This is a genomic window from Marinobacter sp. SS13-12 (assembly GCF_030227115.1).
Lineage (GTDB): Bacteria > Pseudomonadota > Gammaproteobacteria > Pseudomonadales > Oleiphilaceae > Marinobacter.
Map to the genome: position 1 here is coordinate 2,542,533 of NZ_JASSUA010000001.1, position 25,229 is coordinate 2,567,761.

Genomic DNA, 25,229 nt, shown 5'->3' on the forward strand with positions numbered 1-25,229 from the left:
ACGCACCCTATGTTCAGTCTCACTGTCAGGGATCACATGATGATCGCCCACAGCTTCAACGGAGAAATTTTTGGCCCGGCACAGGGCCTGCACGGGGCGACGTATGTTGTTGATGTGACCTTCGAGCGGGAAGCGCTGGATAGCGACGACCTGATCGTGGATATCGGGCTGGCGTCCCGGGTGCTGTCGGAAGTGATCGGCGAGTTCAACATGAAGAACCTTGACGATATCGAGGAGTTCGCCGGTCGCAATACCACCACCGAGTTCATGGCAGTGACAGTATTTGAACGCATGGCTGCGGCCGTGCATCAGGGCAGGCTGGGAGAGACGGGCAAGGGCCTGTGCGGCATGAAAGTCACTCTCGGCGAGTCTCACATTGCCTGGGCCAGCTATCATGGCAAGCTCTGATCCGGCGCAATCGATCCTCTTTATTGTCCCGGGCAACCCGGACCAGAACACAGGCGGGTATCGGTACGTACGCCGGCTTGCCGAAGAGCTCAGGGACGTCGGTGTAGAGGTGTCCCGGGAGGGGCTGAGCGGGACCTTTCCGGTCCCGGACCGCCAGGCGGAGCTATCCATGGACCGCCTGTTGGCCAGCTTGAGCGACGGCTCTCTGGTTGTTCTGGACGGGCTGGCGATGGGCGCACTGCCGGATGTTATTGCCGACCACGCCGGGCGCTTGCGCATGGTAGCGCTGGTGCACCATCCGTTGGCGGATGAAACCGGTTTGCCGGCCCGAATCCGTGACTGGCTGTTCAGGGTCGAGCGCAGGGCGCTGGCCGCTGTGGCCGGGGTAGTCACCACCAGCCGGCATACGGCTGAACGGCTGCTTGATTATAGCGTGCCTGCACAGTGTATCCGCGTAGTAGAGCCGGGATCCGATACCGTCACCAGTTCAGCCCTTGCCAGCAAGCCGCCAAAACAGGCTGGTTCCGTCATCAACCTGCTGTGTGTCGCAAACCTCTCACCCCGCAAGGCACAGCATCATCTTGTCGAAGCCCTCAGCGGCCTTCAGCATTTGCCATGGCAGTGCACACTGGCCGGCTCGACGGACCGGGACAAAACCTACGGCCAGACAATCCGGGATCTCATAAATACCCACGGTCTTCAGAAGCGCATCATTCTGGCCGGAGAGCTGGATAATGACGGCCTGGCTAAGGCCTACGAGGCCGCGGACCTGTTTGTGTTGCCATCGGTTTACGAAGGCTACGGTATGGTCATCGATGAAGCCCAGGCAGCCGGCCTGCCCATTATCACCACCGACGGCGGGGCACTGGCGAGTACCGGCAATCGCCCCGGAATACGACAGTACCCGGCCGGCAATACAGCCCGACTCAGAGCCTGCCTCGAAGAATGGTTGAGTGATCCACATGAACTGTCCCGGGTGGCACAGGCGGCAACTACGGAAGCACAAAATCTGCGCCGCTGGAGCCTCGCTGCGAGGGAATTCCGGGACGCCCTCGCAAGTCTTCTGCCAGGCGGCGAACTGACCACCTTTGACAGCGACTGGCTAGCCCTGCGGGAGCCGGCTGACCATTTGGCCCGTAACCGCTCATTAATGGCGGAGGTACGCAGCTGGGCGGAGCACGAATACAACACCCGGGATACGGCGAGTGGTCAGCATGCGCCTCCGCTGTTGGTAGCGGATCTGGGCACAGGCACGGGTTCCAACGCCCGGTTTCTCGTCCCGACATTGACCGTACCCCAGCGCTGGGTTCTGCTGGACCAGGATGAGCACCTGCTGGCAATTGCCGCAGAGCGCCTGGAGCATCTGGATGTGCCACTGGAAACCCGGGCCTGCCATTTGACAGCCAGGACACTGGCCAGCCAGATTCCTGAAGATATCCGGCTGGTAACCGCTTCGGCGCTGATTGACCTGGTGTCAGCGGAATGGCTGAAGGCTCTGGCCAGCGCAGTAGCGAGTCACCGGGCGGGCCTGCTGATTGTGCTTACCTACGACGGCAAATTCGAATTGTCGCCGACCGAGGCTGATGACCACTGGATACTGGAAACGGTCAATGCTCACCAGCACCGCGAAAAAGGAGCGGGGGCTGCCATGGGCCCGGATGCAACCGCTTATTTGCAGACGCGGCTACAAACCTACGATTATCGGGTGGCGGTAGCTCCGAGCCCCTGGCGACTGACACCGGAGCAATCGGCGTTGCAGGTTGCCTTGCTGGAAGGCTGGCAACAGGCCGTTCTGGAGCAAAATCCGGCAGAGCAGGCACGGGCGGTACGCTGGTTTGACCAGCGGCTGGCCCAGGCACGGGCCCAACGCCTGACCATTCACGTCGACCACCAGGACCTGTTTGCCTGGCCCGCCTACGAAGGTGCCCGCTGACGTGTCACGGCGCGGTGTACCCACCTGGCTGCGATGGGCGTTAACCCTGCTGTTATTGCTGACAACAGCGATGTTTCTCGATGTCTCGGATGTCTGGCAGGAGCTTGCCCGATTTTCCCTGCCCATGTTGCTGGCGGCCATGGTGATTTCGGTGCTCCAGGTACTGGTGTCGGCCTGGCGCTGGCGCTACACCGCAGCGCGACTGGCCATCCTCCTGCCGTTTGTGGTGGCGGTACGAGAGTATTATCTGGCGACTTTTCTCAACCAGGTTCTTCCGGGCGGTGTACTCGGAGATGTTAATCGTGCCTGGCGCCATAGCCTGGATTCCGGGGCGCGACTGGGGGCGGTTCACGCGGTGATGATCGAGCGGCTTTCCGGCCAGGTGGTGATGATCTCCGTTGCCCTGGGCCTGGGTACCTGGCTTGCAATGCACCAGGGACAGGCTGCTGGTGTCGTTGCCGATCTGGGTGGGGTTGCGGTGGCCCTGGTGGCTGTTGTGATGATCGCACTGGGCGTGGTTGGCCGGTTCTGGGCACCGGGCAGAGGCTACGTGCATGCCTTGCGTCGGGATATTCGCCGGGCGCTACTGAGCTGGCCGGCGATTCTGGTGCAATTGTCCTCTTCAGCCGTGGTCGTGGCGACCTACCTGGGGGTGTTCGCCCTGCTGGCTCTGGCGGCGGGGTACTGGAACGGACCGTTGGAGGTGCTGGTTCTGATGGCGCTGTGCAGCCTGTTATTACTGGCCATGGCTGTTCCCGTCAGCGTGGCGGGCTGGGGGGTGCGTGAAGGCGCCGCTGCGTTGTTATGGCCGTTGGCGGGACTGCCGCCGGAGCAGGGAGTAGCACTGAGCGTGGGCTACGGGCTGGCGGTACTGGTTTCGAGCTTGCCCGGCGTACTGTTTATCGTCCGTGGCCGTCAGCCCGCTGGCTGAAATCCAGGTCAAACAGCATGTCAGTGCCCAGGTCCATCATCTGGGCCCTTGGGCGCAGGGCGCTGTCAAGGTGGCTGATTTCCGGCAATGAAAAAGCGGGACGGCCGCTGCCTATGATCATCGGGGCAACCATCACATGCAGCCGGTCCAGCAGGCCCGCGTTGAGGAACTCAGAGACCGTCAGCCCGCCGCCTTCCACAAAAATCTTGCGCAACCCGAAGTCCGCCAATACCGCCAATATGTGAGCTGGGTCTGTGGTTTCTGCCGTCCCGAGGCAGGGTACTTCAGTGACGCCTTGCCGCGGTGTCAGTTTGTTCCCGGGCTGATACTCACCGGCAACCAACCGCAGGGTAGGGGATGCCTCGTCACTGAACAGGTGGTGGTCTTCCGGTACCCGCCGGTTGCGATCAATCACCACCCGTACGGGATTGATACCCGGCGCTTTGCGAACGGTAAGCCGGGGATTATCGGTGGCGGCGGTACCGGCGCCCACAATCACGGCTTCCGATACGGCTCTCAGGCGGTGCAGGTGGGTAATGCCGTCGTTTCCATTAATAAACCTGGAAGCACCAGTGACGGTAGCGATGCGGCCATCCAGGCTTTGGCCCATCTGCCCAATAACCCGGGACGGGGCTTCTCTCGACAGCGGACAGCACAGGGGCAGGAAAACCGACAGCAGGGCCCGCGCATCTGCACCGGCATGAAGCCGTAGTTGCCAGTCACCATCACCCCACAGCTCCAGTGCCGGGGTATCACTGCCCGGTAACGACAGTGTCACGTTACTGCGGTTCACTGCCTCCAGTATCAACGCCCAGGCCGTGTTCTTGTCGAGTATCTGTGCCGCCATAGCGAGTAATTCCATTGCTGGTGGATTCATTATAGGCAGATTGTGTGTAAAGCTATATGTACGTTACATTTCCGGTTTGATTCACAAAAAGCGTAATTAAGCCTCCAGAAACCCGGCAGAGAGCAGTTCTTATGCGGTACCTGCAAACCTTCAACCGCCGTTTGCGGCAGATTCGGGAAGCCGGGCAGCTGTCCCGTTGGGATGTGGCTCAGATGTGTGGTGTCGACGAGGCCAGAGTTGTCGGCTGGGAAGCAACCGATGCCAGGCAACGCGGATACCCGGGCGTGACCGAACTGCTCGACCTCTGTATCAAAACCGAAACCCCGATGGAAGACCTGCTGGATCTGGATGACTCCGGAGACACCGGACAACTGGAACTGCCAGGCCTGGCTTTCAGCCAGGGGGATGGCCTGTCGGCAGCGCTGAAGGAACTGGAACAGGAAATCAGCCGGCTACAGCTTTCGGAAGAAGAGATGGAGCTGCTGCGCCGGTTCCGGAAAACCTCTAACGAAAACCGGCGCATGATTCTGCAAATACTGGGCAGATAACCCGCTGCCCCTTACTTGCCTTTCTTGTAGATATTTTCGTAGACGTAGTTGGTGGCTTCCACAAAGCCGTCGATGCTACCGCAGTCAAAACGACGACCCTTGAATTTATAGGCCAGCACGCAACCATTCCTGGCCTGTTCCAGCAGCGCGTCGGTAATCTGAACCTCACCGTTCTTGCCCGCAGGCGTGCGCTCGATGATATCGAAAATATCCGGCGTGAGGATGTAGCGGCCAATAATCGCCAGGTTACTGGGGGCATCCTCAGGCGCAGGTTTTTCAACCATATCGGTTATGCGATACAGACCATCTTTCATGGACTCGCCGGCAATCACGCCGTACTTGTGGGTTTCGTCTTCCGGCACTTCCTCAATGGCCACGATAGAGCAGCGGAACTGGTTGTAGAGCTTGACCATCTGGGACAGTACGCCCTCTCCATCACTGGCCGCCACGCAGAAGTCATCAGCCAGCACTACGGCGAACGGGCTGTCACCCACCAGGTTGCGGCCGGTCAGGATCGCATGGCCCAGACCTTTCATTTCGTTCTGGCGGGTAAAAGCAAAAGAATTGTGATCAATCAGATCGCGGATGGAGGTGAGCAGGTCTTCCTTGCCCGACCCGGCAATCTGGTGCTCCAGCTCGTAGCTGATGTCGAAGTGGTCCTCTATGGCACGCTTGCCCCGGCCGGTAACGAAACCGAATTCGTGAACGCCGGCTTCCGCGGCTTCTTCCACCCCGTACTGCACAAGAGGCTTGTTCACAATCGGCAGAATCTCCTTCGGCATGGCCTTGGTGGCCGGAAGAAAACGGGTTCCGTATCCGGCAACAGGGAAGAGACACTTCTTGATCATAACGTTCGTCCTTATATTCGCGTGGGTCACGGCCTGTTGTAAGTCAGTCATCCTTGAAGGCTGACTCACGAAGTATGCCAAGTGTAACCAAGTTGTTGGTCTAAATGGAGGTCCCGGTACTGAAATGTAGAGATTGGTAAAAAGGGGAACCTGTTCCCCTATGGTATTGCTTGTTGATTTGCATAGAAAAAACTTTCAGTTAACGCTGTAACTGACTGTATTATTGACACATTTCGTTTGTAAAGTTTGGCAACAGCCGCTGGATTTATCCTTTCTGATGCAATACATTCCCCCACATGAAAAATTCTTTAGAATAACCGGCTTTCCTTTCATATGGCGGCCGGGGCTATCTGTCAGGACCCTAACCCTTGAAATTATCCCTGTTGATTGCACTGCTGTGGTGCGCTGTCAGCCAACCTCTCTACGGCGAAGAAAACGGCGCCTGGCTCCGTAACGGGTGGCAGCCTTATTCCGGTAACTTCGCCGGCAGTGCGGATGCCTTCAAGGAAGAGCGCGAGCACTGGTTGCGGTCGCGGCTGAAGTTCTCCGGCAAGACAGCGCTGAACAGTGATGGCATCAATGGGGCAGTAGGCGTTGCAGCGGACAGACTGGTCGGCCAGAGCGACGCCATCGGATTCGACTACCGCGATGCCCGGTCCTACAAGAATGATACCGACTCCAGTGGTGCTTCCTTCCGCTATCGTTTCCCGGCGGGGGCCAACCGTTTGCGAATTGAAGCGGGTAGATCCCGTTACGAGCACGCGGTAAGCAATGGCGACCGCCGCTTTAACGCCAGTGGTGAATCCCGTGTGATGGGGCTCGGCGTGAGCCGGCCACTGTTCTCCAGGTTTGGTATGGCGTTTGGCGGTATCGCACAGCACCGGGGGCGCGACAGTGCATCGTTCCGGGAAAACAGCCTGGTCTCCGAATCTCGATACCAGCTTTCGACCCTGGGCCTGGAAGCGCGTGGTGGCCACGAACTTTGGGGCGGGATAGTCGCTAACACCAATATGCTGGCGTTGAGCGGTCGTGAGTTCCAGGCAACCGACTACCCGATGCATCACGAAAAAGTCGACGAAGAGGATTTCTACAAGGTAGCCATGTCTGCCTCCGTGGAGCATGAACTGTTCCAGTGGAGCTGGCGGGTCAAAGGTCGGTACCAGTTTGCAGATGAAGACCTTCCGGCCTCCGAGTACATCACAGTTGCTGGCCCGTCCATGCTCACCGGTTTCAACGGTCAGTCAGTTGCCGTGGTCAGGGGTGGTTGGCTTCGGCTGGATACGGCCAGCCCCGCCTGGCCGATGCCCTTTGTCGATGGCGTATTGTCCAGTGTTAACTTTGCTGTGCTGCAGGGCTGGATCCCCTATTCAAGGGCCCAGGCAAACCGGCACGGTACGGCCAGTGCGGGCCAGGTCTCATTGAAGATGCAGGGCCGCGCTTTTACCGCCAATGTCAGCGTGGGCCGGATGATTCGTACGTCAAGTACGGCCATGACAATGCCCGACCATCCGGACGTGCGGTTCTCGCTGTCCATGGGGATCTGATCCCGAGCCTTACAAACTTGTCACTTGAGTAAGTTTCGACCGCAGGTGCTACATTAGTAGATCTAAGGGATGGAATTGAGGTCGGAGAACCATGCGCTCAGGGACAGAATTGCCAACGCTGCTTATATTGGCGTGTTTTCTCTACACCATTCCGGCTAAGGCTTTAGAGTTCGGAGAAGTGGTCGACAAGGCCAGGGCCCTGGCCGAACAAAAGTATGAGCAGCCACCGGAAGTGCCGGGATTCCTCCGGGACCTGGATTACCGTGAGTATCAGTCGATTCGATTCAATCCGGAGGCCAGCCTCTGGCGGGAAGGTCTTTCTCTTTTCCGGGTCATGATGGTGCCACCCGGGAATTTCTATACCCACACGGTAAAGCTCAACGAGATTGACGCCACCGGGGTGCGCCCCATCACTTTTGACAAGACGGCCTACAGCTTCCCCAATGACCTTGCCAAACGACTTCCCCCCGATCTTGGCCATGCCGGCTTCAAGCTGACTTACCCCCTTGGCGAGGGAACGGAGCAGAATCAGTTTCTGGTTTTCGCCGGAGCAAGTTATTTTCGGGGCGTAGGCGCGGATAATAGTTTCGGGCTGTCGGCCAGAGGCATTGCCTTGAACACCGGCCTTCCCTCTGGTGAAGAGTTTCCTTCCTTTATTGAGTTCTGGCTTGAGCGTCCCGGCGGTAGCAGTGATCGTGTGAGGGTTTACGGGCTACTGAACGGGCCCAGTGTCGCCGGTGCCTACCGCTTCGATATAAAGCCGGGGTCGACCACGCGGATAGATGTCAGTGCGGAACTGTTTTTCCGTTCAGATGTGGAGCAGCCGGGCCTGGCACCACTTACCTCCATGTTCTACTACGGCGAGAACACCGTGCGGCCGGTGGGGGAGTGGCGGCCGCAGGTTCATGATTCGGATGGCCTGCTGATTCACGACGCGGGCAGTGGCGAGTGGTTGTGGCGACCACTGGTGAATCCTTCCCGCCTCAAACTCAGTTACCTGCAGATCAACCGCCTTGGCGGTTTTGGCCTGATCCAGAGAGACACCGCCTTCCACCAGTTTGAAGATGCAGAAGCCCGATACGATTTGCGCCCCAGCGCCTGGGTCTCACCCCGGCCAGGCTGGTCAGACGGCGAAGTGGTGCTGGTAGAGATCCCCACGGATTCGGAAACCAACGACAACGTAGTCGCGTTCTGGAAACCGAAGGGAGGTGCGAGCAAGGGAGAGCACCGTAAACTGGACTATACGCTCAGCTTTGGCGGCAAAGACGTGGCAGGCCAGGAGACCGGGAGTGCGGTAAACACCTTTGTGGGGGATGGCGACCGCACCGGAGGTGGTGATGCCGCGAATGCCTTCCGTATCATTGTCGATTTTGCTGGCGGGCCGCTGGATGCCCTCAAGCCGGACGCTGCGGTGGTTGGCAGTGCCAGTATAGGAAGCGGTGGCGACGGGGCTGAAGTCCTCGAGCATTATGTGGAATTCATCGAGGCTGACAACAACTGGCGGCTGTCGATGCTGGTGCGGCCCGGCAAAGGAACGGATACGGTTCTGCGCGGCCAGTTGCTGCTGGACGACAAGCCGGTGACGGAAGTCTGGACCTATTCGCTATCGGAGGCTGCCAGGATCCGACAGGGTGGGTCATGACCAGCGCCCTGAACATGCCGGAAATCCTGTGCCAGCAGGCGCTGGAACGGGTACTGGCCTACCTGGGTGATGACGGTGTTGTACTGACAGCGGACACCTGCAGGAAGGCCCTCCGACTTGTGGAGTCAGCACTCACCGAAGGTGCCGGCCCCGACCTGCCTGCCCGATGTATTGCCAGCATTCCCGATTATTTCGAACGTCCCTCTGAAAGCATTCCGGAAGCCAACCCACCGTTGAAGCGCGGATGCATCGGTTATGACTGACATGGACAACGCAGCAAAGGCATTGGCCAGAAGACGTTCCGGCGGCTGGCGCAGAGTCGCCACAATCAGGCGTTTTCTGATGACCGTCTTTGTGGTGGGACAGACCCTTGTCGCCTGCTACTTTCTGCTCTGGGTTCTGCCATACCACGGTGGCACTCTGGTGGAGCTGGGGCTCCTGGTGCTGTTTGCCCTGCTGTACATGTGGATTGCGGTGGGCTTCTGGACGGCAATCCTCGGTTTTGTGTTAAGGCTGGTCGGAGGCGACCGCTACAGCCTGTTGAAGCGGTATGCAGGAGAGGCGCTGGAAGCCACGCCGCTGGCCAGAACGGCCATTATCATGCCGGTCTATCACGAGCCCGTGTACTGGACACTCAGTGGGCTCAAGGCAGTGTACCGGGACCTGGAACGCTCCGGCCATCTGGACCAGTTCGAATTCCATATTCTTTCCGACAGCCGGGACCCGAATGTCTGGCTCGAAGAACAAGCTACCTGGTATCGCCTGTGCCAGGAACTCGGGGCCGAAGGCCGTTTGTTCTATCGTCGCCGGCGGGTGAATCTCAATTTCAAGAGCGGCAATGTGGCGGACTTTCTGCGCCGCTGGGGCCGCCGCTATCGCTACATGGTGGTCCTTGATGCTGACAGTCTGCTCAGTGCTGACACCATCGTGCGCATGGTGCAACTGATGGAGCGGGAGCCGAACGTCGGCATACTGCAGACGGCGCCTTCCCTCATCAACGGTGAATCCCTGTTTGCCCGGGTACAGCAGTTCTCCAACCGGCTCTATTCCACCCTGTTTGCTACTGGCCTTGCCGCCATCCAGATGGGAGATGCCGCCTTCTGGGGGCACAACGCCATTATCCGGATCAAACCCTTTATGGCTCATTGCGGCCTGCGCAAGCTGCGCGGGTTTGGCCTGTTCCGCGGTCCTATCATGAGCCACGACTTCGTAGAGGCAGCCTACATGGGCAGGGCCGGTTACGAAGTCTGGCTGGAGCCCGGTCTGAGCAACAGTTTCGAAGAGTCTCCGCCAACGCTGACGGACGAACTGTCCCGAGACAACCGCTGGTCCCGTGGCAATCTGCAGCACCTGTGGATTCTGTTGTTCGGGCGCCGGCTTCGCCTGGCCCACAGGATGGCCCTGTTAAACGGCGTTATGGCCTATATGGCCTCGCCCCTTTGGCTGGGGTTCCTGATTCTCACCACCGTGGAAGCGGTTCAGATGACCGTGGCCAGCATCGATTACTTCCCGGAGGGGCACCAGGGGTTGTTCCCGCTCTGGCCTGAATGGCGACCAGAATGGGCTTTGGGCCTTGCGTTAAGCACCCTGTCGCTGTTGTTCATTCCGAAATTCCTGGCCATTCTGGACGCGGTTATTCACGGCACTTCCCGGCATTTTGGCGGCGTTTTTCGGTTATTTGTCTCGGTGCTGGTCGAAATTGTGGTTTCAGTGCTGCTCGCGCCAGTACGGATGATCGCCCATAGCCAATACGTTCTTGGGGCCTTGCTGAACGTGTCGCTGACCTGGGCCGGGCAAAACCGCACACAGGAGACCTCCTGGCGAGAGGCGCTTGTGACCCAGTTTCCCGGAATGGTGCTTGCGGCTGGATGGTCCGCCTTTGCCTGGAGCCTGGACCCCATGTTTTTCCTCTGGTCACTGCCAGTCGCTATTCCGCTGGTGCTGGCGGCCCCCACCTCCGTTTTGCTGAGCAGGATCAGTGCTGGTCAGGCGCTGCGTAAGCTGGGCATGCTGGTGATTCCGGAAGAACGAGAGTCCGTGCAGGTGCTGGACGATGCCCGCGCAGCCAGGAGTGACAGCAGAAACGCCTCCATGCTGACAGCGGTCGAGGAAGCCGTGGTCCGGCCCAGACTTAACCGGCTTCATCAGGCACTGGCACGAGACGTCCGCCTTGCCAAGCGGGAAGCGTTGCTGGTGCCGCTGGTGGAGCATTGCGGCACAGCGGGCCCCGACTCATTGTCCCGTAGCGAACTCAGCCAACTGTTTCGCGACAGGCAATCCCTGGCGGAGTTGCACGAACGTGCCTGGCAGGCGCCGACCGACAGTTTCTGGGGCCGGCGTATCGCTATCCTGAGCAGAAAAGGCAGAAAACGCAGAACACGGAGCGCATGATGGATAGACGCACACTGATCAAGACCTTTGCCGCCCTCGCAGGCGCCCAGGCGCTGCCTCTGTCTGCATTGATGTTCAGCCGGCGTGCGCAGGCCGATACGCTCGGTGAGGCTCGCCCGTTCAGCTATGCCTGGCTGAAGGGACGCGCCAGAGCCCTGGCGGGCGAGCCGTGGAAATCGGAGGAAGGGAGCTTGCCGGGCTCTCTCAAACACCTGTCCTGGGACGATTATCAGGCTATTCGTTTTCTGCCCCAGGAGGCACTCTGGCGTAATGACGAGAATGCCTTCCAGGTCCAGTTGTTTCATCTGGGCCTGTACTTCCAGTCGCCGGTGCATATCTATGAGGTAGAAAACGGACAGGCCAGGGAACTGGCCTATCAACCGGACTACTTCAGTTATGAGGGAGAAGAGCCCCTCGGCACACTGCCCAGGGATCTTGGCTACGCCGGCTTCCGGGTGCACTTCCATACAGACTTCGAAAGGGATCTGGTGGCTTTTTTGGGGGCCAGCTACTTCCGCGCGGTGGGTTCCGATATGCAATATGGCCTGTCCGCAAGGGGCCTGGCTATCGACACCGGCCTGAACCGTGAAGAAGAGTTCCCCCAGTTCACCGCATTCTGGCTGGAAAAGCCGGCTCCGGGCAGCCATCAAATGATGGTGTACGCCTTGCTGGATTCTCCCAGCACGACGGGCGCCTACGCGTTCACCATGACCCCGGGGCGGAACATGGTGATGAAGGTAGATGTGGCGTTGTATCCCCGCAAACCCATGGAACGTGTAGGTGTTGCGCCCCTGACCAGCATGTACCAGACCGGCGAGAATGATCGCCGCATGGCCAACGACTGGCGCCCGGAAATTCACGATTCTGATGGCCTGGCGGTCCATAACGGGCAGGGTGATTGGCTCTGGCGGCCATTGGTAAATCCGCGATCAGTGCGGGTAAACAGTTTTGTCGACAAAAACCCGAAAGGCTTCGGCCTGCTTCAGCGCGACCGGGATTTTGCCCGCTACCAGGACGACGGCGTGTTCTATGACAAGCGGCCCAGTGCCTGGATAGAACCCCATGGTGAATGGGGAGCCGGAAGCGTGATGCTGGTGGAAATTCCCACCAGGGACGAAACCTTCGACAACATTGTCGCCTTCTGGAACCCAGAGGAGCCACTGGAGCCGGGGAACGAGTACCTTTACTCCTACACCCTGACCTGGGGCGAAGAACCCCCGCGACAGCCGGTAGCACTGGCGACGGTACAGGCAACCCGCACAGGGCTCGGGGGCGTGATTGGCCAGAAAAGAGAGTACTTCTCCTGGCGGTTTGCGGTGGATTTCGCCGGTGGCCCGCTGCCTTTGCTGGCCGACGACGCGGAAGTAGAGCCCCTGATCACCGCCAGCCGTGGCCGGGTGGAAATCACCTCGGCCCGCCCTCTGGCTTCCATTGATGGTTACCGGGCCATGTTCGATCTGGTGCCCGATGACTCCCTGGAACCCATTGACCTGCGACTGCAACTGAAGCTGGGGGACCAGGTGCTGACAGAAACCTGGCTGTACCAGTACATACCACCGCCAGAGCATGAGAGGGCATAGCCATGGAAGAGCGGCGATCAGAATCAGAGGGCGCGCCTGAACGCACCCTGATGCAGAGGGTGGATATTCGCAATACCGCAATGATCGTCCTCTCCTCCGTGGCAGCTCTGTATTTCATCTCCTGGGCACAGGCAGTATTGATCCCCCTGGTGGGGGCCATCCTCATCAGTTACGCCCTGGACCCACTGGTGTCCGGGCTGGAAAGGTTCCGGATTCCTCGCCCCCTCGGTGCTGCACTGGTGTTGACCATACTGGTGGTCACCATTGCTGGCGCGAGTATCCCGCTCAAGCGGGAAACCATGGCCATACTGGACAAGGCGCCCTGGGCAATCGAGCAGTTCCGGCGTACTGAAGCGCGCTCGGCGCCGTATGAAGAAGGTGTCGTGGAAAAGGCCCAGGATGTGGCAAAGAAAATTGAGGACAGTGCTGAGGCGGATGAAGAGAAGTCGGATGAGCCTGATGTGATGCGAGTCAGGGTTGTGGGCGAGAAGTTCAATGTCTGGAAATACCTGATGGACGGGTCATCGACGATATTGGTGCTGGTTTCCCAGGTTTTTTCGGCATTGTTGCTGGTATTTTTCATGCTGTCGGCAGGGAGGCTCTACAAACGCAAAGCCGTCAAACTGTCGGGGCCGTCGTTCCACAGAATGCGCAAAACGGCGCGAATCATGAACGAATTCCATAGCCAGGTGCGGCGATTTCTGTTCGTGATGCTGCTGGGTGGCCTGTTTGTGGGCTTTTTTACCTGGCTGGCATTTTTCTTACTGGGTATGGAGCAGGCCGTTTTCTGGGGGGTGGTCGCGGGAGTGGCAAGCGTCGCACCTTATCTGGGGCCTTTTCTGGTATTGGTCGGGTCTGGCGTAGCAGCATTCATTCAGTTTGGCACCATCGATATGGCCTTGCTTATCGCCGCTATCTCGCTCGTGATCACCAGCATCCAGGGCAACCTTCTGCTGCCCATGCTGACCAGCCGGCTCTCCAGCCTGAATGAAGTGGCCATCTTCCTGGGCCTGTTGTTCTGGGGTTGGCTCTGGGGCCCGGTAGGACTCATCGTGGCGACTCCCGTGCTGATGATTATCAAAACCCTGTGTGACCATGTCAGCAATCTGAGAGCGGTGGGGGAGTTGTTGGGCAAGTGAGGGTGTCCTGTCAACAATTGAACAATCTTTGGTCGATGGATTGTTGACAATAACGTTCGTCAGGCGTAAATTTCGGGTCATTACAGTCGCTAATGTTGACAAACTATGCCCGAAGCCGCCATCCAAACCTACACCCGCGCCGACGAAGCCTTCGATTGTCTGCAAACGGCCATCGTCAAAGGCGATCTTGTTCCCGGCGAAAAAATCGGCGAAGTGGAACTCTGCTCCCGTTTCAATCTGACCCGTGGCCCCTTGAGGGAGGCCCTTGGCCGACTCGAATCCCGAGGATTGCTGGTCCGCCGGCCCCATGCCGGAGTAAAGGTGGTGTCCGTGAGTGCAGAGGAGCTCATGGAGCTGTACCGCATTCGTGAAACCATGGAAGGCCTTGCCGCCCGTCAGGCCGCCGAACGAATGACCGACGAGGAAATTGCAGACCTCCACGCTACCCTCGACGCCCACGAACAGATGATCGAGCAGGCCCAGGGCCAGGCCTACTATCAGGCGGAAGGTGATTACGATTTCCATCACCGCATCGCCACCGGTAGCCGCAACACAAAACTCGCGCAAATGCTGCTGGGTGATCTTTACTATATGGTCCGGATGTACCGTTATCGCCTGAGCACCTCCTCCGGCCGGCCCCACATGGCCCTGGGAGAGCACAGAAGAATCGCAGAAGCCATCGCCCAGCGCGACGGCGAACTGGCGGAGTTCCTGATGAAACGCCACATCAACGCCGCCCGCAAAAACATAGAAACCAAGATCCACAACGGCAGCCTGACAATCTGATGGTTGCCCGGGGTGCAACGAACCAGCCGTGGGTTGTCGGATTACGGCCCTGTGGGCCTTTTATGCCCTTCACGGGTAAATCCGACCTACAAAGCTGACGTTTGCGCGGGGTGCAACGAACCATGTCGGATTACGCCTTCGGCTAATCCGACCTACAAATGCCAAGGTAGAACACCAAAAACGTAGGTCGGATTAGCGCAGCGTAATCCGACAAAAAAGCATCAACCAAACCTGTAGGTCGGATTTACCCGTGAAGGGCATAAAAGCCAAAGGCGTAATCCGACAAAAAGAATCCACCAGTATAGAGAGGCCAACAGCATGTCCAAAAAACCATCCGCAGGCGCCCGCTTCCGCAAAGCCCTGAAAGAAAACCACCCGTTGCAAATCGTAGGCACTATCAACGCCTACACCGCCATGATGGCGGAAAAGGTCGGCCATCAGGCCATCTATCTGTCGGGCGGCGGCGTAGCCAACGCCTCCTACGGCCTGCCCGACCTGGGCATCACAACCATGAACGACGTGGTTGAAGATGTTCGCCGCATCACCGCAGCCACCGACGTACCGCTGCTGGTCGACATCGACACCGGCTGGGGCGGAGCCTTCAACATCGGCCGCACCATCCGTGAAATGGAACGCGCCGGCGCGGCTGCGGTCCATATTGAAGACCAGGTAGCCCAGAAGCGTTGTGGCCATCGTCCCAACAAGGAAATCGTGTCCCAGGAAGAAATGGTCGACCGTATCAAGGCTGCGGTGGATGCCCGTGAAGACGACGACTTCTTCATCATGGCCCGCACCGACGCTTTCCAGAAAGAAGGCCTCGAAGCCGCCATCGAACGTGCCAAAGCCTGCATCGAAGCCGGCGCCGACGGCATCTTCGCCGAAGCCGTCACCGAACTGGAACACTACAAAGCCTTCTCTGAAGCCCTGAACGTACCGGTACTGGCCAACATCACCGAATTCGGCGCCACGCCACTGTACAACCGCAAGGAGCTTGCAGAGGCCGGCGCCGGTATGGTGCTGTATCCACTAAGTGCCTTCCGCGCCATGAACAAGGCCGCATTGCTGGTGTATGAAAACATACTTGAGAAGGGCGACCAGAAAGACGTGGTTGACCTGATGCAGACGCGGATGGAGCTGTACGACTTCCTGAACTACCACGACTTCGAGCAGAAGCTGGATGAGTTGTTCCAGCAGAAGAAGGGTTAGTCACGATTTGGGCCTGCTTGTCGGATTACGGCCCTGCGGGCCTAATCCGACCTACACGAACTCGGAAAGACGCGAACCGTAGGTCGGATTAGGCGAAGCCGTAATCCGACAAACAAAAACATGAGGGGGAGAACACCATGGCAGAAGCAAAAAAACTCGGAGGCGCTGGCCTTCGCGGGCAGGTAGCCGGCGTAACAGCACTGTGTACCGTGGGTCAGTCCGGCACCGGCCTGACCTATCGTGGCTATGACATCAGCGACCTGGCCGAAAACGCCCAGTTCGAGGAAGTGGCGTACCTGCTGCTACGAGGGAAACTGCCCAATCAGCAGGAACTGGATGCCTACAAACAGAAACTGGTGAGCCTGCGCGAACTGCCGTACGCCGTGAAATCCGTGCTCGAACACATCCCCAAAGACGCTCATCCCATGGATGTCATGCGCACCGGTTGCTCCATGCTGGGCAACCTGGAAACCGAAACCGACTTCAGCCAGCAGGACGACAAGATCGACCGCATGCTGGCCCTGTTTCCGGCCATCATTACCTATTGGTACCGCTTCGTCCACGAAGGCGTGCGCATCGACACAGCCAGCGACGTGGACTCCATCGGTGGCCATTTCCTCGAGCTGCTCCACGGCAAGAAACCCAATGAGCTGCACGAGCGCGTCATGAACGTATCGCTGATTCTTTATGCCGAGCATGAGTTCAACGCCTCCACGTTCAGTGCCCGTGTCTGCGCCTCCACGCTGTCTGATATCCACAGCTGCGTAACCGGTGCCATCGGCACCCTGCGCGGCCCGCTGCATGGCGGCGCCAACGAAGCAGCCATGGCTCTGATCCAGAAGTTCAAGACGCCCGACGAAGCCGAGAAGGGCCTGCTGGGCATGCTCGAGCGCAAGGAGAAGATCATGGGCTTCGGCCACGCGGTTTACAGTGAGTCCGATCCCCGCAACGCCATCATCAAGAAGTGGTCCGAAAAGCTCGCCAACGAAGTGGGCGACACCGTGCTGTACCCGGTTTCGGTACGCTGCGAGGAAGTGATGTGGCGCGAGAAAAAACTCTTCTGCAACGCCGATTTCTTCCACGCTTCCGCGTATCACTTCATGGGCATTCCCACCGAGTTGTTCACCCCCATCTTCGTGATGTCCCGGGTATCCGGCTGGACAGCCCACGTGAAGGAACAGCGCGAAAACAACCGCATCATCCGCCCCAGCGCCGATTACAACGGCCCGGCGCATTCGGAGTGGGTGCCGATTGAGGAGCGCCAATGAACACAAATTACCGCAAACCCCTCCCAGGCACCGACCTGGACTATTTCGATACCCGCCAGGCCGTGGAAGACATCCAGCCCGGCGCGTATGACAAACTCCCGTACACCTCCAAAATCCTGGCAGAACAGCTCGTTCGCCGCTGCGACCCGGAGGCACTGACGGATTCCCTGAAACAGCTGATCGAACGCAAGCGCGACCTGGACTTCCCCTGGTACCCGGCGCGCGTGGTTTGCCACGACATCCTGGGGCAGACAGCCCTGGTAGATCTGGCCGGCCTGCGTGACGCTATCAAGGAAAAGGGCGGCGACCCGGCCAAGGTGAATCCCGTGGTACCAACGCAGCTGATCGTTGACCATTCCCTGGCCGTTGAACACGCCGGTTTCGAGAAGGATGCCTTCGAGAAAAACCGCGCCGTGGAAGACCGCCGCAATGACGACCGCTTCCACTTCATCAACTGGACCAAGACAGCGTTCAAGAACGTGGATGTGATTCCCCCGGGCAACGGCATCATGCACCAGATCAACCTGGAAAAGATGTCCCCGGTGATCCAGAACCGCCCGGACGGGGAAGGCAAGCACGTTGCCTACCCGGACACCTGTGTGGGCACTGACAGCCATACGCCGATGGTTGACGCCCTGGGCGTTATCTCCGTTGGTGTCGGCGGCCTGGAAGCCGAAAGCGTCATGCTCGGCCGCGCCTCCATGATGCGCCTGCCGGACATCGTTGGCGTTGAGCTGACCGGTAAAATCCAGCCTGGCATCACCAGCACGGACATGGTTCTGGCCATCACCGAATTTCTGCGCAAGGAGCGGGTGGTAGGTGCCTACCTGGAATTCTACGGCGAAGGCGCCGACAGCCTCACCGTCGGCGACCGTGCCACCATCTCCAACATGACCCCGGAATACGGCGCCACGGCGGCCATGTTCTACATCGACGGTCAGACCATCGATTACCTCAAGCTCACCGGCCGGGAAGATGATCAGGTGGCCCTGGTTGAGACCTACGCCAGGGAAACCGGCCTCTGGGCCGACAGCATGAAAAACGCCGAATACGAGCGTGTGCTGAAGTTTGACCTGTCACAGGTCAAGCGCACCCTGGCCGGCCCTTCCAACCCGCACGCGCATCTGCCTACCTCCGAACTGGCCGAGCGTGGTATTGCCGGCGAATGGGTGAAGGAAGAAGGCAAGATGCCGGACGGCGCATGCATCATTGCGGCCATCACCAGCTGCACCAACACCAGTAACCCCCGCAACATGGTGGCTGCCGGCCTGATCGCCCGTAACGCCAACAAGCTGGGCCTGACCCGCAAGCCCTGGGTGAAAACCTCCCTGGCACCGGGCTCCAAGACGGTCAAGATGTACCTGGAAGAAGCCAACCTGATGTCGGAGCTGGAAGAGCTCGGTTTCGGTGTAGTGGCCTTTGCCTGCACCACCTGTAACGGCATGAGCGGCGCCCTGGATCCGAAAATCCAGAAGGAAATCATCGACCGGGATCTGTATTCCACCGCCGTGCTTTCCGGTAACCGCAACTTCGATGGCCGGATTCATCCCTACGCCAAGCAGGCGTTCCTGGCGTCACCGCCATTGGTGGTCGCCTACGCCATTGCCGGCACCATCCGCTTCGACATCGAAAAGGATGCCCTGGGCTACGACAAAGACGGCAATCCGGTCACCCTGAAGGACATCTGGCCGGATGATGCGGAAATCGACGCCATCGTCAAAGCCAGCGTGAAGCCGGAGCAGTTCCGCAGCACCTACATTCCGATGTTCGACATCACCCGGGATGCCCAGGCCAACACCAATCCGAATTACGACTGGCGCCCCCAGAGCACCTACATCCGTCGCCCGCCGTATTGGGAAGGCGGCATGGTGGGGGAGAAAACCCTCAAGGGCATGCGCCCGCTGGCCGTGCTGCCAGACAATATCACTACGGACCACCTGTCACCGTCCAATGCCATCCTGATGGACAGTGCCGCCGGTGAATACCTGCACAAAATGGGCGTGCCGGAGGAAGACTTCAACTCCTACGCCACCCACCGTGGTGACCACCTAACGGCCCAACGCGCCACTTTCGCCAACCCGAAACTGTTCAATGAAATGGTCCGGGACGAAAACGGCAACGTGAAGCAGGGCTCTCTGGCCAGAGTCGAGCCGGAAGGTAAAGTCACCCGCATGTGGGAAGCGATCGAAACCTACATGGAACGCAAGCAACCGCTGATCATCATCGCCGGCGCGGATTACGGGCAGGGCTCCTCCCGTGACTGGGCGGCGAAGGGCGTTGCTCTCGCCGGTGTGGAAGCGATTGTGGCCGAAGGCTTTGAGCGCATCCATCGGACCAACCTGGTGGGTATGGGCGTGATGCCCCTGCAGTTCGAGGAAGGCACCACCCGCAAGACCCTGGCCCTGGACGGCACGGAAACCTACGACGTGGAAGGCACCGCCGCTCCGCGTGCTGAGTTGACGCTGGTTATTCACCGCAAGAACGGCAGCACCGAGCGTGTGCCGGTTATTTGCCGGTTGGATACGGCGGAGGAAGTGTCGATTTACAGTGCCGGTGGGGTATTGCAGCGGTTTGCGGAGGATTTCCTTCAATCGGAAGGGGCTGCGTAGCCTGCATGAAGATGTCGGATTACGGCCCTTTGGGCCTAATCCGACCTACGCCAGAGTTACCGTGGACATCCCGTAGGTCGGATTAGCGAAGCGTAATCCGACACCCAACTCCGATTCCGACCCCCAATCCAAAAAGGTACCCCCATGCCCAACACCCCCCAAATCAAAATCCCCGCCACCTACATGCGAGGCGGCACATCAAAAGGCGTCTTCTTCCGCCTGCAAGACCTGCCAGAGGTAGCACAAACCCCGGGCGAAGCCCGTGACAAACTCCTGCTCCGGGTCATCGGCAGCCCGGACCCCTACCAGAAACAAATCGACGGTATGGGCGGCGCCACCTCGAGCACCAGCAAAACCGTCATCCTGGCCGCGCCCACGCAGCCAGACCACGATGTGGATTACCTGTTCGGCCAGGTCTCCATCGACAAGCCCTTTGTCGACTGGAGCGGCAACTGCGGCAACCTCACCGCTGCCGTGGGCGCCTTCGCCATTAACGGTGGCTTCGTTGCCAAAGACCGTATTCCGGAAAACGGCACCGCCACCGTTCGTATCTGGCAGGCCAACATCAAAAAAACCATCGTCGCCCGCGTGCCCATCACCTACGGGGAAGTGCAGGAAACCGGCGATTTTGAGCTGGATGGTGTCACCTTCCCGGCGGCGGAAGTGCAGGTGGAATTCATGGACCCGGCCGACGGCGAAGGCGCCATGTTCCCCACCGGCAACCTGGTGGACGACCTGGAAGTGCCCGGAGTAGGCACACTCAAGGCCACCATGATCAATGCCGGTATACCAACCATCTTTCTGAACGCGGAAGACATCGGCTATAAAGGCACGGAACTGCAGGATGACATCAACAGCAACCCCGAAGCCCTGGCCATGTTCGAAACCATCCGCGCCCACGGCGCCGTGAAGATGGGCCTGATCCAGAGCGTGGAGGAGGCTGCCAGCCGTCAGCACACCCCCAAGGTCGCTTTCGTGGCCAAGCCGTCGGACTACGTATCATCAAGCGGTAAAACCATCGGGGCAGGGGATGTCGATGTACTGGTGCGCGCCCTCTCCATGGGCAAGCTCCACCACGCCATGATGGGAACCGCCGCCGTCGCCATCGCCACCGCTGCTGCCGTTCCGGGAACACTGGTGAATCAGGCGGCCGGTGGTGGCGACCGCACGTCTGTGACCTTCGGTCATCCGTCCGGCACCTTGCAGGTCGGCGCAGAGGCCAGCCAGGCAAACGGCCAGTGGACCGCCACCAAAGCCATCATGAGCCGCAGTGCGCGTGTGCTTATGGAAGGTTGGGTAAGGGTGCCCGGGGATTCGTTCGTGTCGTAGAAGGGGGTGTCGGGGATGTGTCGGATTACGGCCCTTTGGGCCTAATCCGACCTACGCGGGTAGAGCTCAATTCACGTAGGTCGGATTAGCCGGAGGCGTAATCCGACAACCGCACTGATCGACTCCAGCCACTGCCAACAGCTTCATCAAGGGTTTCATACAACCGTGCCCGTTTTCCTGGTGTCAGTATTATTTACGCAACTTGAGCTCGGGGCGCTGTTTAAGTCCGTCGTTAATTATAAATAACTATAAAAAGACCGGCTTGAATGGTTTTGTTATGAGCGATACTAATTACTTACGCCTTAAATGCATCGCAAAAAAGCACATGGCGCATAAGGCGATGCATTAAGCCTCCATCAATGTCGAATATGCTTACACCTGAACCTTTTCATTGATTGCGGTTTAATCCCAGTTCGTTGAAATACAATAGGTTTAAATATTTGGTATGGATGATGCTATATAACAATAGACCGCTGGCATGCGACTTGGATTCAAGGTGGCAGCGTCCATAATCAAGGAGGAACAACCTATGAAAACTGCATTTAAAAGAACTCTTCTAGCTTCTCTTGTCGTGCCCTTCGCACTGGGCGCGCAATCCGCCAGCGCGGTGATGATCACCGACTGGGGATATGAGGTAAACAGCTCATTCTCCGACTGGACGGACACAGGTGGAGACGGCGCCGTTACAGCTTCGGACTCAGACCGTAAGCTGTCGTGGGGCATCAGTGATCCGCAGTCGTCTGTTTCGATCACGGATGTAAATGAGCCAAGTGGCCTTATCACAAACGGGGGCTACGTGATGGGTGGAACATTCACCCATACCAACAATACACTCCCTGCCAGTGGTACGGCGTTGGCCAGCTTCGATCTGACCTCCACACTGACGCTGACCCCTTTTGATCCGGCTGGTGGTTCCCTGCCTCCGACATCCCGTACCTTCGAGAGTTTCTTCAATGAAACCCTGAATAATGGGAATTGTGTGTCTGCTTCGGTCTCCAACTGCGATGACATTTTCACCATTGACAACATCGGTGATCTTGGACTCGTAGAAACTGATGACGGCTTCGAGTTCGCGTCACCGTCGTTCACCATTGACGACTACACCTATACGGTATACCTCGAGTTGGCTGGTCTGGCCTACCTTGGAGCCGAAACTTGTGCAGAAGCAGGCGCTTCAGCCGGGTGTATTGGTCTTCTCACTGAAGAAGGCCAGGTGAATAACTTTGACACCCGGTTCCGCATTACAGCTACAGAGGTTCCTGAGCCAGGCACCCTGGCACTGCTGGGCCTGGGCCTCGCCGGACTGGGTCTGTCACGCAGGAAAAAAGCAGCAAAAGCATAATGTTTGAACGGCTATAATGTTTAGACGAAAGTGCTGAAAGTAAAAGCCCCCGCTTCTGGCGGGGGCTTTTTTGTTTTCAGGCCGGCTCCGTCGTGGGGTCAGGCAACCTCCCTTTCCTTTACCTGATAGGCGGTATCCGGTTTCGCCGGCAAGTATCGGCCATCGTCAGTAATCAGCGACCAGACATCCGGACGACGCTTCTTGATACCGTCAATCAGTGACGCTGCTTCGGTGAAGGCAGGGCGGCGACGGCCGTGGTATTCCATCACAGGCCCCACATGGTCAAATTCCACCCCAAATCGCTTCAACAGGCGTAGCTGTGCAGGCTCCATGATTGCCATCCAGTGGGTTATGCCGTGTCTGACGGACATCTGGAGAATGCCGGCAAAAAGCCCCAGGCTGATATACGGCATGGCGCGTCTGCCATTTTCCGAATCGCTGTAGCAGGCGAGATCACTGATACCAGCGGCCGAAGCGTCCTCATTCAGGCGCCGCCGGAATTCCCGGCTGACTGCCATGCGGGATATCTCTGCTATCTGCTCACGGCGTGCGCCTGCAAAGGCATCCCGAGCAGGCTTGTCCATCCGGTGGATGCAGGGCCCTTCCATGGGAAAGTCAGAATGCTCCGGGCTGTCGCCGGCCATGACGAGACGAACCGCGGCGACGCTGTCTCCCGTTATTCGGTGCCGGATCAGAGCGTGCGCCGATCGCGGGTCGTAGGCATCGTGCTCGCGTTTATCGGCGAAGCAGTCAGGGTCTTCAAAATGCCGGTCAATGCAATAGACCTGGTACCGGACTTCGAAGACCTTGTTGATTACCTCAGGAGACGTCGCCAACTGGACATTGAATACCGAGTTGAAAATAGTGCTGACGTCTTCCTGTATTTCCTGATCTTTTGTGTTTTCTGTTTCTTGGTGGAGTGCAAACCCTGTGTTCATTTCTGGATCCTCATTCTGTCCCGTTCAGGGAGCTGTTAGGGCGATAGTCGCAGTGATAAAAAAGCGCCGGTTAAACTCCGTTTGACGGCGTACTACGGGTGTATCGAGGTTACAGCTCATCAGACCTCGGAACGCTGGATCCTGGGCACGTAACGTCCGGGCGCCAGGATGCAATTGGGGTCGACTGCAGCTTTCAGTTGACTCGCAACTCGGGTGAAAGCTGAGCCACCGGTATTCAGAATGCCCATCGCGTCGATATTGAGGCGATAGGGCAGGAAACCTTCTTTTTGCCCCGCGTCGAACAGTGCGCGATAGCAGTCATTGGCCCGTTCTGTCGCTTTCGCGTCCCTGCGATCAAAAAGCAGGGGAACGGTAGAGTCGAAGCAGCGATCATTTACGGTGGTCAACGTAATCAACGGATTGACACCGTACTGAGGGCAAATTCTTTCAATCATATCGATATAGCGTCGAACGTCGTTTCCCCGAATCGGAACCAGCGGCGCGAACCAGATCAGCCCACAACCGTCGCGTGCTGGGTTTTTTGGTTGACCGGCGTCTGGCAGGGTGCCTGAGCGCCAATAGGCCAGCGCCAGAGCGACATCATTCGGGGTGCCATGCATGATTTCCAGTGCGCCCGAGAGCGTATCTGCCATGCCTTTGACCCGTGTAGCCAACCTGCCAGGCAGTACGCGGGCAATATTCCGTACTGCGTCAACTTTCCGCCGGTTGATAAAGATGAGACGGTCAGTCACCGGCCCGAGAAGCCGCCGTAGCGTGCGTCTGGCTGCCTTGGCCACCTCTTTTGAAGCATAAATCGCGCCGACCCCGCTCCAGGCCGGAACACCATGACGGTCGGCGAGAGTTTCAATTTCGTGCGCAGGAAGAACACCGTCGACGGCTCTATCCTCTGGGAAGGGCGTCATCATCGAGAGCATGCGTTGGCTGTTAAGCAGGTTGATCGCCACAACCGAACCGCCGAGTGCTCGCAGCACAGCCCGAACCGTGGGCACCAGTGCTTCCAGTTTGGCGTCGTCTTTGGTGGAAAAGAAAAATGCAGTCACGGTGTCAGGCACTGGCGCAAGGGCAATGGTTATATTCACAACCACACCGAAATTCCCCTGGCTGAAAAGCCCGTCGAGGTAGGGACCCAGGCCCCATTTGAACAGCCCGTCTACTTCGGCACCGCCAAGCTCGCTGAGGGGTGTCCGGTAAAGGGTGCCGTCGGGAAGAATCGCTTCCAGCTTTGTCACCGCAGCGAAATGGTCAGTGATCGGCGTGATGCCATAACCCCGTTCAAGCGCGTTACCAAGAATACTGCAGGTAGGGCCTGCGCCGGTCACCGGAACGAGGTAATTACCGTCATGGCGGTCCAGGAAGTCTCTGAGAGCGCCTTGCGTTACGCCGGGCTCAACGGTGACGACGCCCAACTCGGGATCAAAATCGGAAATACGGTCAAGTCCGCCAAGATCAAGGATGACGCAGCCATCTTCGACCGGATTGGCACTTCCGTAGCCCCAGTTATTGCCGGTGCTCACAGGGTAGACAGCGACCTGCCACCGTTGAGCGACCTGTAGAACCGCTGCTACCTGCTCCCGGGTCTCTGGACGGAGCACAGCCGGAATAGAGCGCTTTGTTCCTATTGTGGAGGCGCCAACGTCCTCTGCACGAGCTGCGCGGGCTACAACGACGCCGGATTCACCCAGAATAGTGGTCCATTCGGCAATTGCAGACTCGGTAGAGGTGCTATTCACTGGCATTTCCATGATTAATCGACGCCATTTATTAATACGTCGTTAAAGTTTACTGACGGGTTGTTCATCATTGGCGGGGTGATTATAGGCGAGATAAGGCAATCAGGACCATGCTGCAGCATTACGGCTTCGAAAAGGAACTGCGCTAAAGAACTGAATTGCAAACAAGCAGTTAAAGTGAAATCGGAG

20 protein-coding genes are annotated in these 25,229 nt (G+C 58.4%); 16 read left to right on the forward strand and 4 right to left on the reverse strand.

Features of this window, described 5'->3' with window-relative positions:
- Positions 1 to 9 precede the first annotated feature (9 nt).
- Genes QPL94_RS11665 through QPL94_RS11675 form a run of 3 tightly spaced genes read left to right on the forward strand, consistent with a single transcriptional unit; the run spans position 10 to position 3,272 of the window.
- Positions 10 to 408 (forward strand): 6-pyruvoyl trahydropterin synthase family protein, encoded by a 399-nt coding sequence (locus QPL94_RS11665; RefSeq protein WP_285357498.1) that lies wholly within the window; start codon positions 10 to 12, stop codon positions 406 to 408.
- A complete protein-coding gene (locus tag QPL94_RS11670; protein ID WP_285357499.1) occupies positions 395 to 2,341 on the forward strand; it encodes a glycosyltransferase in 1,947 nt (648 codons plus the stop codon). Before QPL94_RS11665 ends, QPL94_RS11670 begins: the two co-directional genes overlap by 14 nt.
- Position 2,342: 1 nt before the next feature.
- A complete protein-coding gene (locus tag QPL94_RS11675; protein ID WP_285357500.1) occupies positions 2,343 to 3,272 on the forward strand; it encodes a lysylphosphatidylglycerol synthase transmembrane domain-containing protein in 930 nt (309 codons plus the stop codon).
- On the opposite strand, the gene QPL94_RS11680 is transcribed toward QPL94_RS11675, so the two are convergent.
- Positions 3,241 to 4,134, reverse strand: a complete 894-nt coding sequence (locus tag QPL94_RS11680; RefSeq protein WP_350310617.1) for a RibD family protein — start codon at positions 4,132 to 4,134, stop codon at positions 3,241 to 3,243. The genes QPL94_RS11675 and QPL94_RS11680 overlap by 32 nt on opposite strands.
- 116 nt (positions 4,135 to 4,250) lie before the next feature.
- Between QPL94_RS11680 and QPL94_RS11685 the strand changes: the two genes are divergently transcribed.
- Complete coding sequence (locus QPL94_RS11685) at positions 4,251 to 4,667, forward strand: XRE family transcriptional regulator (protein WP_285357502.1); 417 nt, start codon at positions 4,251 to 4,253, stop codon at positions 4,665 to 4,667.
- An 11-nt stretch (positions 4,668 to 4,678) separates the two neighbouring features.
- Here QPL94_RS11685 and galU read toward each other — a convergent pair whose 3' ends face one another.
- Positions 4,679 to 5,515: a UTP--glucose-1-phosphate uridylyltransferase GalU gene (gene galU / locus QPL94_RS11690; protein ID WP_285357503.1), complete on the reverse strand. Its 837-nt coding sequence runs from the start codon at positions 5,513 to 5,515 to the stop codon at positions 4,679 to 4,681.
- 368 nt (positions 5,516 to 5,883) lie between these two features.
- Between galU and QPL94_RS11695 the strand changes: the two genes are divergently transcribed.
- The 12 genes from QPL94_RS11695 to QPL94_RS11750 all read left to right on the forward strand — a co-directional run bounded on the left by QPL94_RS11695 (position 5,884) and on the right by QPL94_RS11750 (position 22,351).
- Positions 5,884 to 7,059, forward strand: a complete 1,176-nt coding sequence (locus QPL94_RS11695; RefSeq protein ID WP_285357505.1) for a ShlB/FhaC/HecB family hemolysin secretion/activation protein — start codon at positions 5,884 to 5,886, stop codon at positions 7,057 to 7,059.
- A 91-nt stretch (positions 7,060 to 7,150) separates the two neighbouring features.
- The gene (locus tag QPL94_RS11700; RefSeq protein WP_285357506.1) at positions 7,151 to 8,701 is read left to right on the forward strand and encodes a glucan biosynthesis protein G; all 1,551 of its coding nucleotides are present in this window, start codon (positions 7,151 to 7,153) and stop codon (positions 8,699 to 8,701) included.
- Entirely contained in the window at positions 8,698 to 8,964 is a 267-nt protein-coding gene (locus QPL94_RS11705) for a hypothetical protein (protein WP_285357508.1), read from the forward strand. Before QPL94_RS11700 ends, QPL94_RS11705 begins: the two co-directional genes overlap by 4 nt.
- Positions 8,957 to 11,092, forward strand: coding sequence for a glucans biosynthesis glucosyltransferase MdoH (gene mdoH, locus QPL94_RS11710; RefSeq protein WP_285357509.1), 2,136 nt, complete (start codon positions 8,957 to 8,959; stop codon positions 11,090 to 11,092). Before QPL94_RS11705 ends, mdoH begins: the two co-directional genes overlap by 8 nt.
- Entirely contained in the window at positions 11,092 to 12,672 is a 1,581-nt protein-coding gene (locus QPL94_RS11715; RefSeq protein WP_285357512.1) for an OpgD/OpgG family glucan biosynthesis protein, read from the forward strand. Before mdoH ends, QPL94_RS11715 begins: the two co-directional genes overlap by 1 nt.
- Before the next feature lie 2 nt (positions 12,673 to 12,674).
- The gene (locus QPL94_RS11720; protein WP_285357513.1) at positions 12,675 to 13,811 is read left to right on the forward strand and encodes an AI-2E family transporter; all 1,137 of its coding nucleotides are present in this window, start codon (positions 12,675 to 12,677) and stop codon (positions 13,809 to 13,811) included.
- Positions 13,812 to 13,916: 105 nt separating this feature from the next.
- The gene (locus QPL94_RS11725) at positions 13,917 to 14,597 is read left to right on the forward strand and encodes a GntR family transcriptional regulator (protein WP_285357514.1); all 681 of its coding nucleotides are present in this window, start codon (positions 13,917 to 13,919) and stop codon (positions 14,595 to 14,597) included.
- A gap of 318 nt (positions 14,598 to 14,915) precedes the next feature.
- Complete coding sequence (gene prpB, locus QPL94_RS11730; RefSeq protein WP_285357515.1) at positions 14,916 to 15,803, forward strand: methylisocitrate lyase; 888 nt, start codon at positions 14,916 to 14,918, stop codon at positions 15,801 to 15,803.
- Between the two features lie 137 nt (positions 15,804 to 15,940).
- A complete protein-coding gene (gene prpC / locus QPL94_RS11735; protein WP_285357516.1) occupies positions 15,941 to 17,071 on the forward strand; it encodes a bifunctional 2-methylcitrate synthase/citrate synthase in 1,131 nt (376 codons plus the stop codon).
- Positions 17,068 to 19,680 carry a Fe/S-dependent 2-methylisocitrate dehydratase AcnD gene (acnD, locus tag QPL94_RS11740; protein ID WP_285357518.1) on the forward strand — a complete coding sequence of 871 codons (2,613 nt, stop codon included), beginning with the start codon at positions 17,068 to 17,070 and terminating at the stop codon, positions 19,678 to 19,680. Before prpC ends, acnD begins: the two co-directional genes overlap by 4 nt.
- Positions 19,681 to 19,824: 144 nt before the next feature.
- Complete coding sequence (prpF, locus tag QPL94_RS11745; RefSeq protein ID WP_285357519.1) at positions 19,825 to 21,009, forward strand: 2-methylaconitate cis-trans isomerase PrpF; 1,185 nt, start codon at positions 19,825 to 19,827, stop codon at positions 21,007 to 21,009.
- A gap of 529 nt (positions 21,010 to 21,538) precedes the next feature.
- On the forward strand, positions 21,539 to 22,351 hold the full coding sequence (locus QPL94_RS11750) for a THxN family PEP-CTERM protein (RefSeq protein WP_285357521.1): 813 nt from the start codon (positions 21,539 to 21,541) through the stop codon (positions 22,349 to 22,351).
- Positions 22,352 to 22,449: 98 nt separating this feature from the next.
- On the opposite strand, the gene QPL94_RS11755 is transcribed toward QPL94_RS11750, so the two are convergent.
- Complete coding sequence (locus QPL94_RS11755; RefSeq protein ID WP_285357522.1) at positions 22,450 to 23,289, reverse strand: PEP-CTERM/exosortase system-associated acyltransferase; 840 nt, start codon at positions 23,287 to 23,289, stop codon at positions 22,450 to 22,452.
- 119 nt (positions 23,290 to 23,408) lie between these two features.
- A complete protein-coding gene (locus tag QPL94_RS11760; protein WP_285357523.1) occupies positions 23,409 to 25,040 on the reverse strand; it encodes an FAD-binding oxidoreductase in 1,632 nt (543 codons plus the stop codon).
- Positions 25,041 to 25,229 lie beyond the last annotated feature (189 nt).

Excerpts from the sequence above, each read along its gene's own strand:
- QPL94_RS11665 (WP_285357498.1), top strand. The coding sequence starts at position 10 with ATGTTCAGTCTCACTGTCAGGGATCACATGATGATCGCCCACAGCTTC.
- QPL94_RS11670 (WP_285357499.1), top strand. The coding sequence starts at position 395 with ATGGCAAGCTCTGATCCGGCGCAATCGATCCTCTTTATTGTCCCGGGC.
- QPL94_RS11680 (WP_350310617.1), bottom strand. The coding sequence starts at position 4,134 with ATGGAATTACTCGCTATGGCGGCACAGATACTCGACAAGAACACGGCC.
- QPL94_RS11685 (WP_285357502.1), top strand. The coding sequence starts at position 4,251 with ATGCGGTACCTGCAAACCTTCAACCGCCGTTTGCGGCAGATTCGGGAA.
- galU (WP_285357503.1), bottom strand. The coding sequence starts at position 5,515 with ATGATCAAGAAGTGTCTCTTCCCTGTTGCCGGATACGGAACCCGTTTT.
- QPL94_RS11700 (WP_285357506.1), top strand. The coding sequence starts at position 7,151 with ATGCGCTCAGGGACAGAATTGCCAACGCTGCTTATATTGGCGTGTTTT.
- QPL94_RS11705 (WP_285357508.1), top strand. The coding sequence starts at position 8,698 with ATGACCAGCGCCCTGAACATGCCGGAAATCCTGTGCCAGCAGGCGCTG.
- mdoH (WP_285357509.1), top strand. The coding sequence starts at position 8,957 with ATGACTGACATGGACAACGCAGCAAAGGCATTGGCCAGAAGACGTTCC.
- QPL94_RS11715 (WP_285357512.1), top strand. The coding sequence starts at position 11,092 with ATGGATAGACGCACACTGATCAAGACCTTTGCCGCCCTCGCAGGCGCC.
- QPL94_RS11720 (WP_285357513.1), top strand. The coding sequence starts at position 12,675 with ATGGAAGAGCGGCGATCAGAATCAGAGGGCGCGCCTGAACGCACCCTG.
- QPL94_RS11725 (WP_285357514.1), top strand. The coding sequence starts at position 13,917 with ATGCCCGAAGCCGCCATCCAAACCTACACCCGCGCCGACGAAGCCTTC.
- prpB (WP_285357515.1), top strand. The coding sequence starts at position 14,916 with ATGTCCAAAAAACCATCCGCAGGCGCCCGCTTCCGCAAAGCCCTGAAA.
- prpC (WP_285357516.1), top strand. The coding sequence starts at position 15,941 with ATGGCAGAAGCAAAAAAACTCGGAGGCGCTGGCCTTCGCGGGCAGGTA.
- acnD (WP_285357518.1), top strand. The coding sequence starts at position 17,068 with ATGAACACAAATTACCGCAAACCCCTCCCAGGCACCGACCTGGACTAT.
- prpF (WP_285357519.1), top strand. The coding sequence starts at position 19,825 with ATGCCCAACACCCCCCAAATCAAAATCCCCGCCACCTACATGCGAGGC.
- QPL94_RS11750 (WP_285357521.1), top strand. The coding sequence starts at position 21,539 with ATGAAAACTGCATTTAAAAGAACTCTTCTAGCTTCTCTTGTCGTGCCC.
- QPL94_RS11755 (WP_285357522.1), bottom strand. The coding sequence starts at position 23,289 with ATGAACACAGGGTTTGCACTCCACCAAGAAACAGAAAACACAAAAGAT.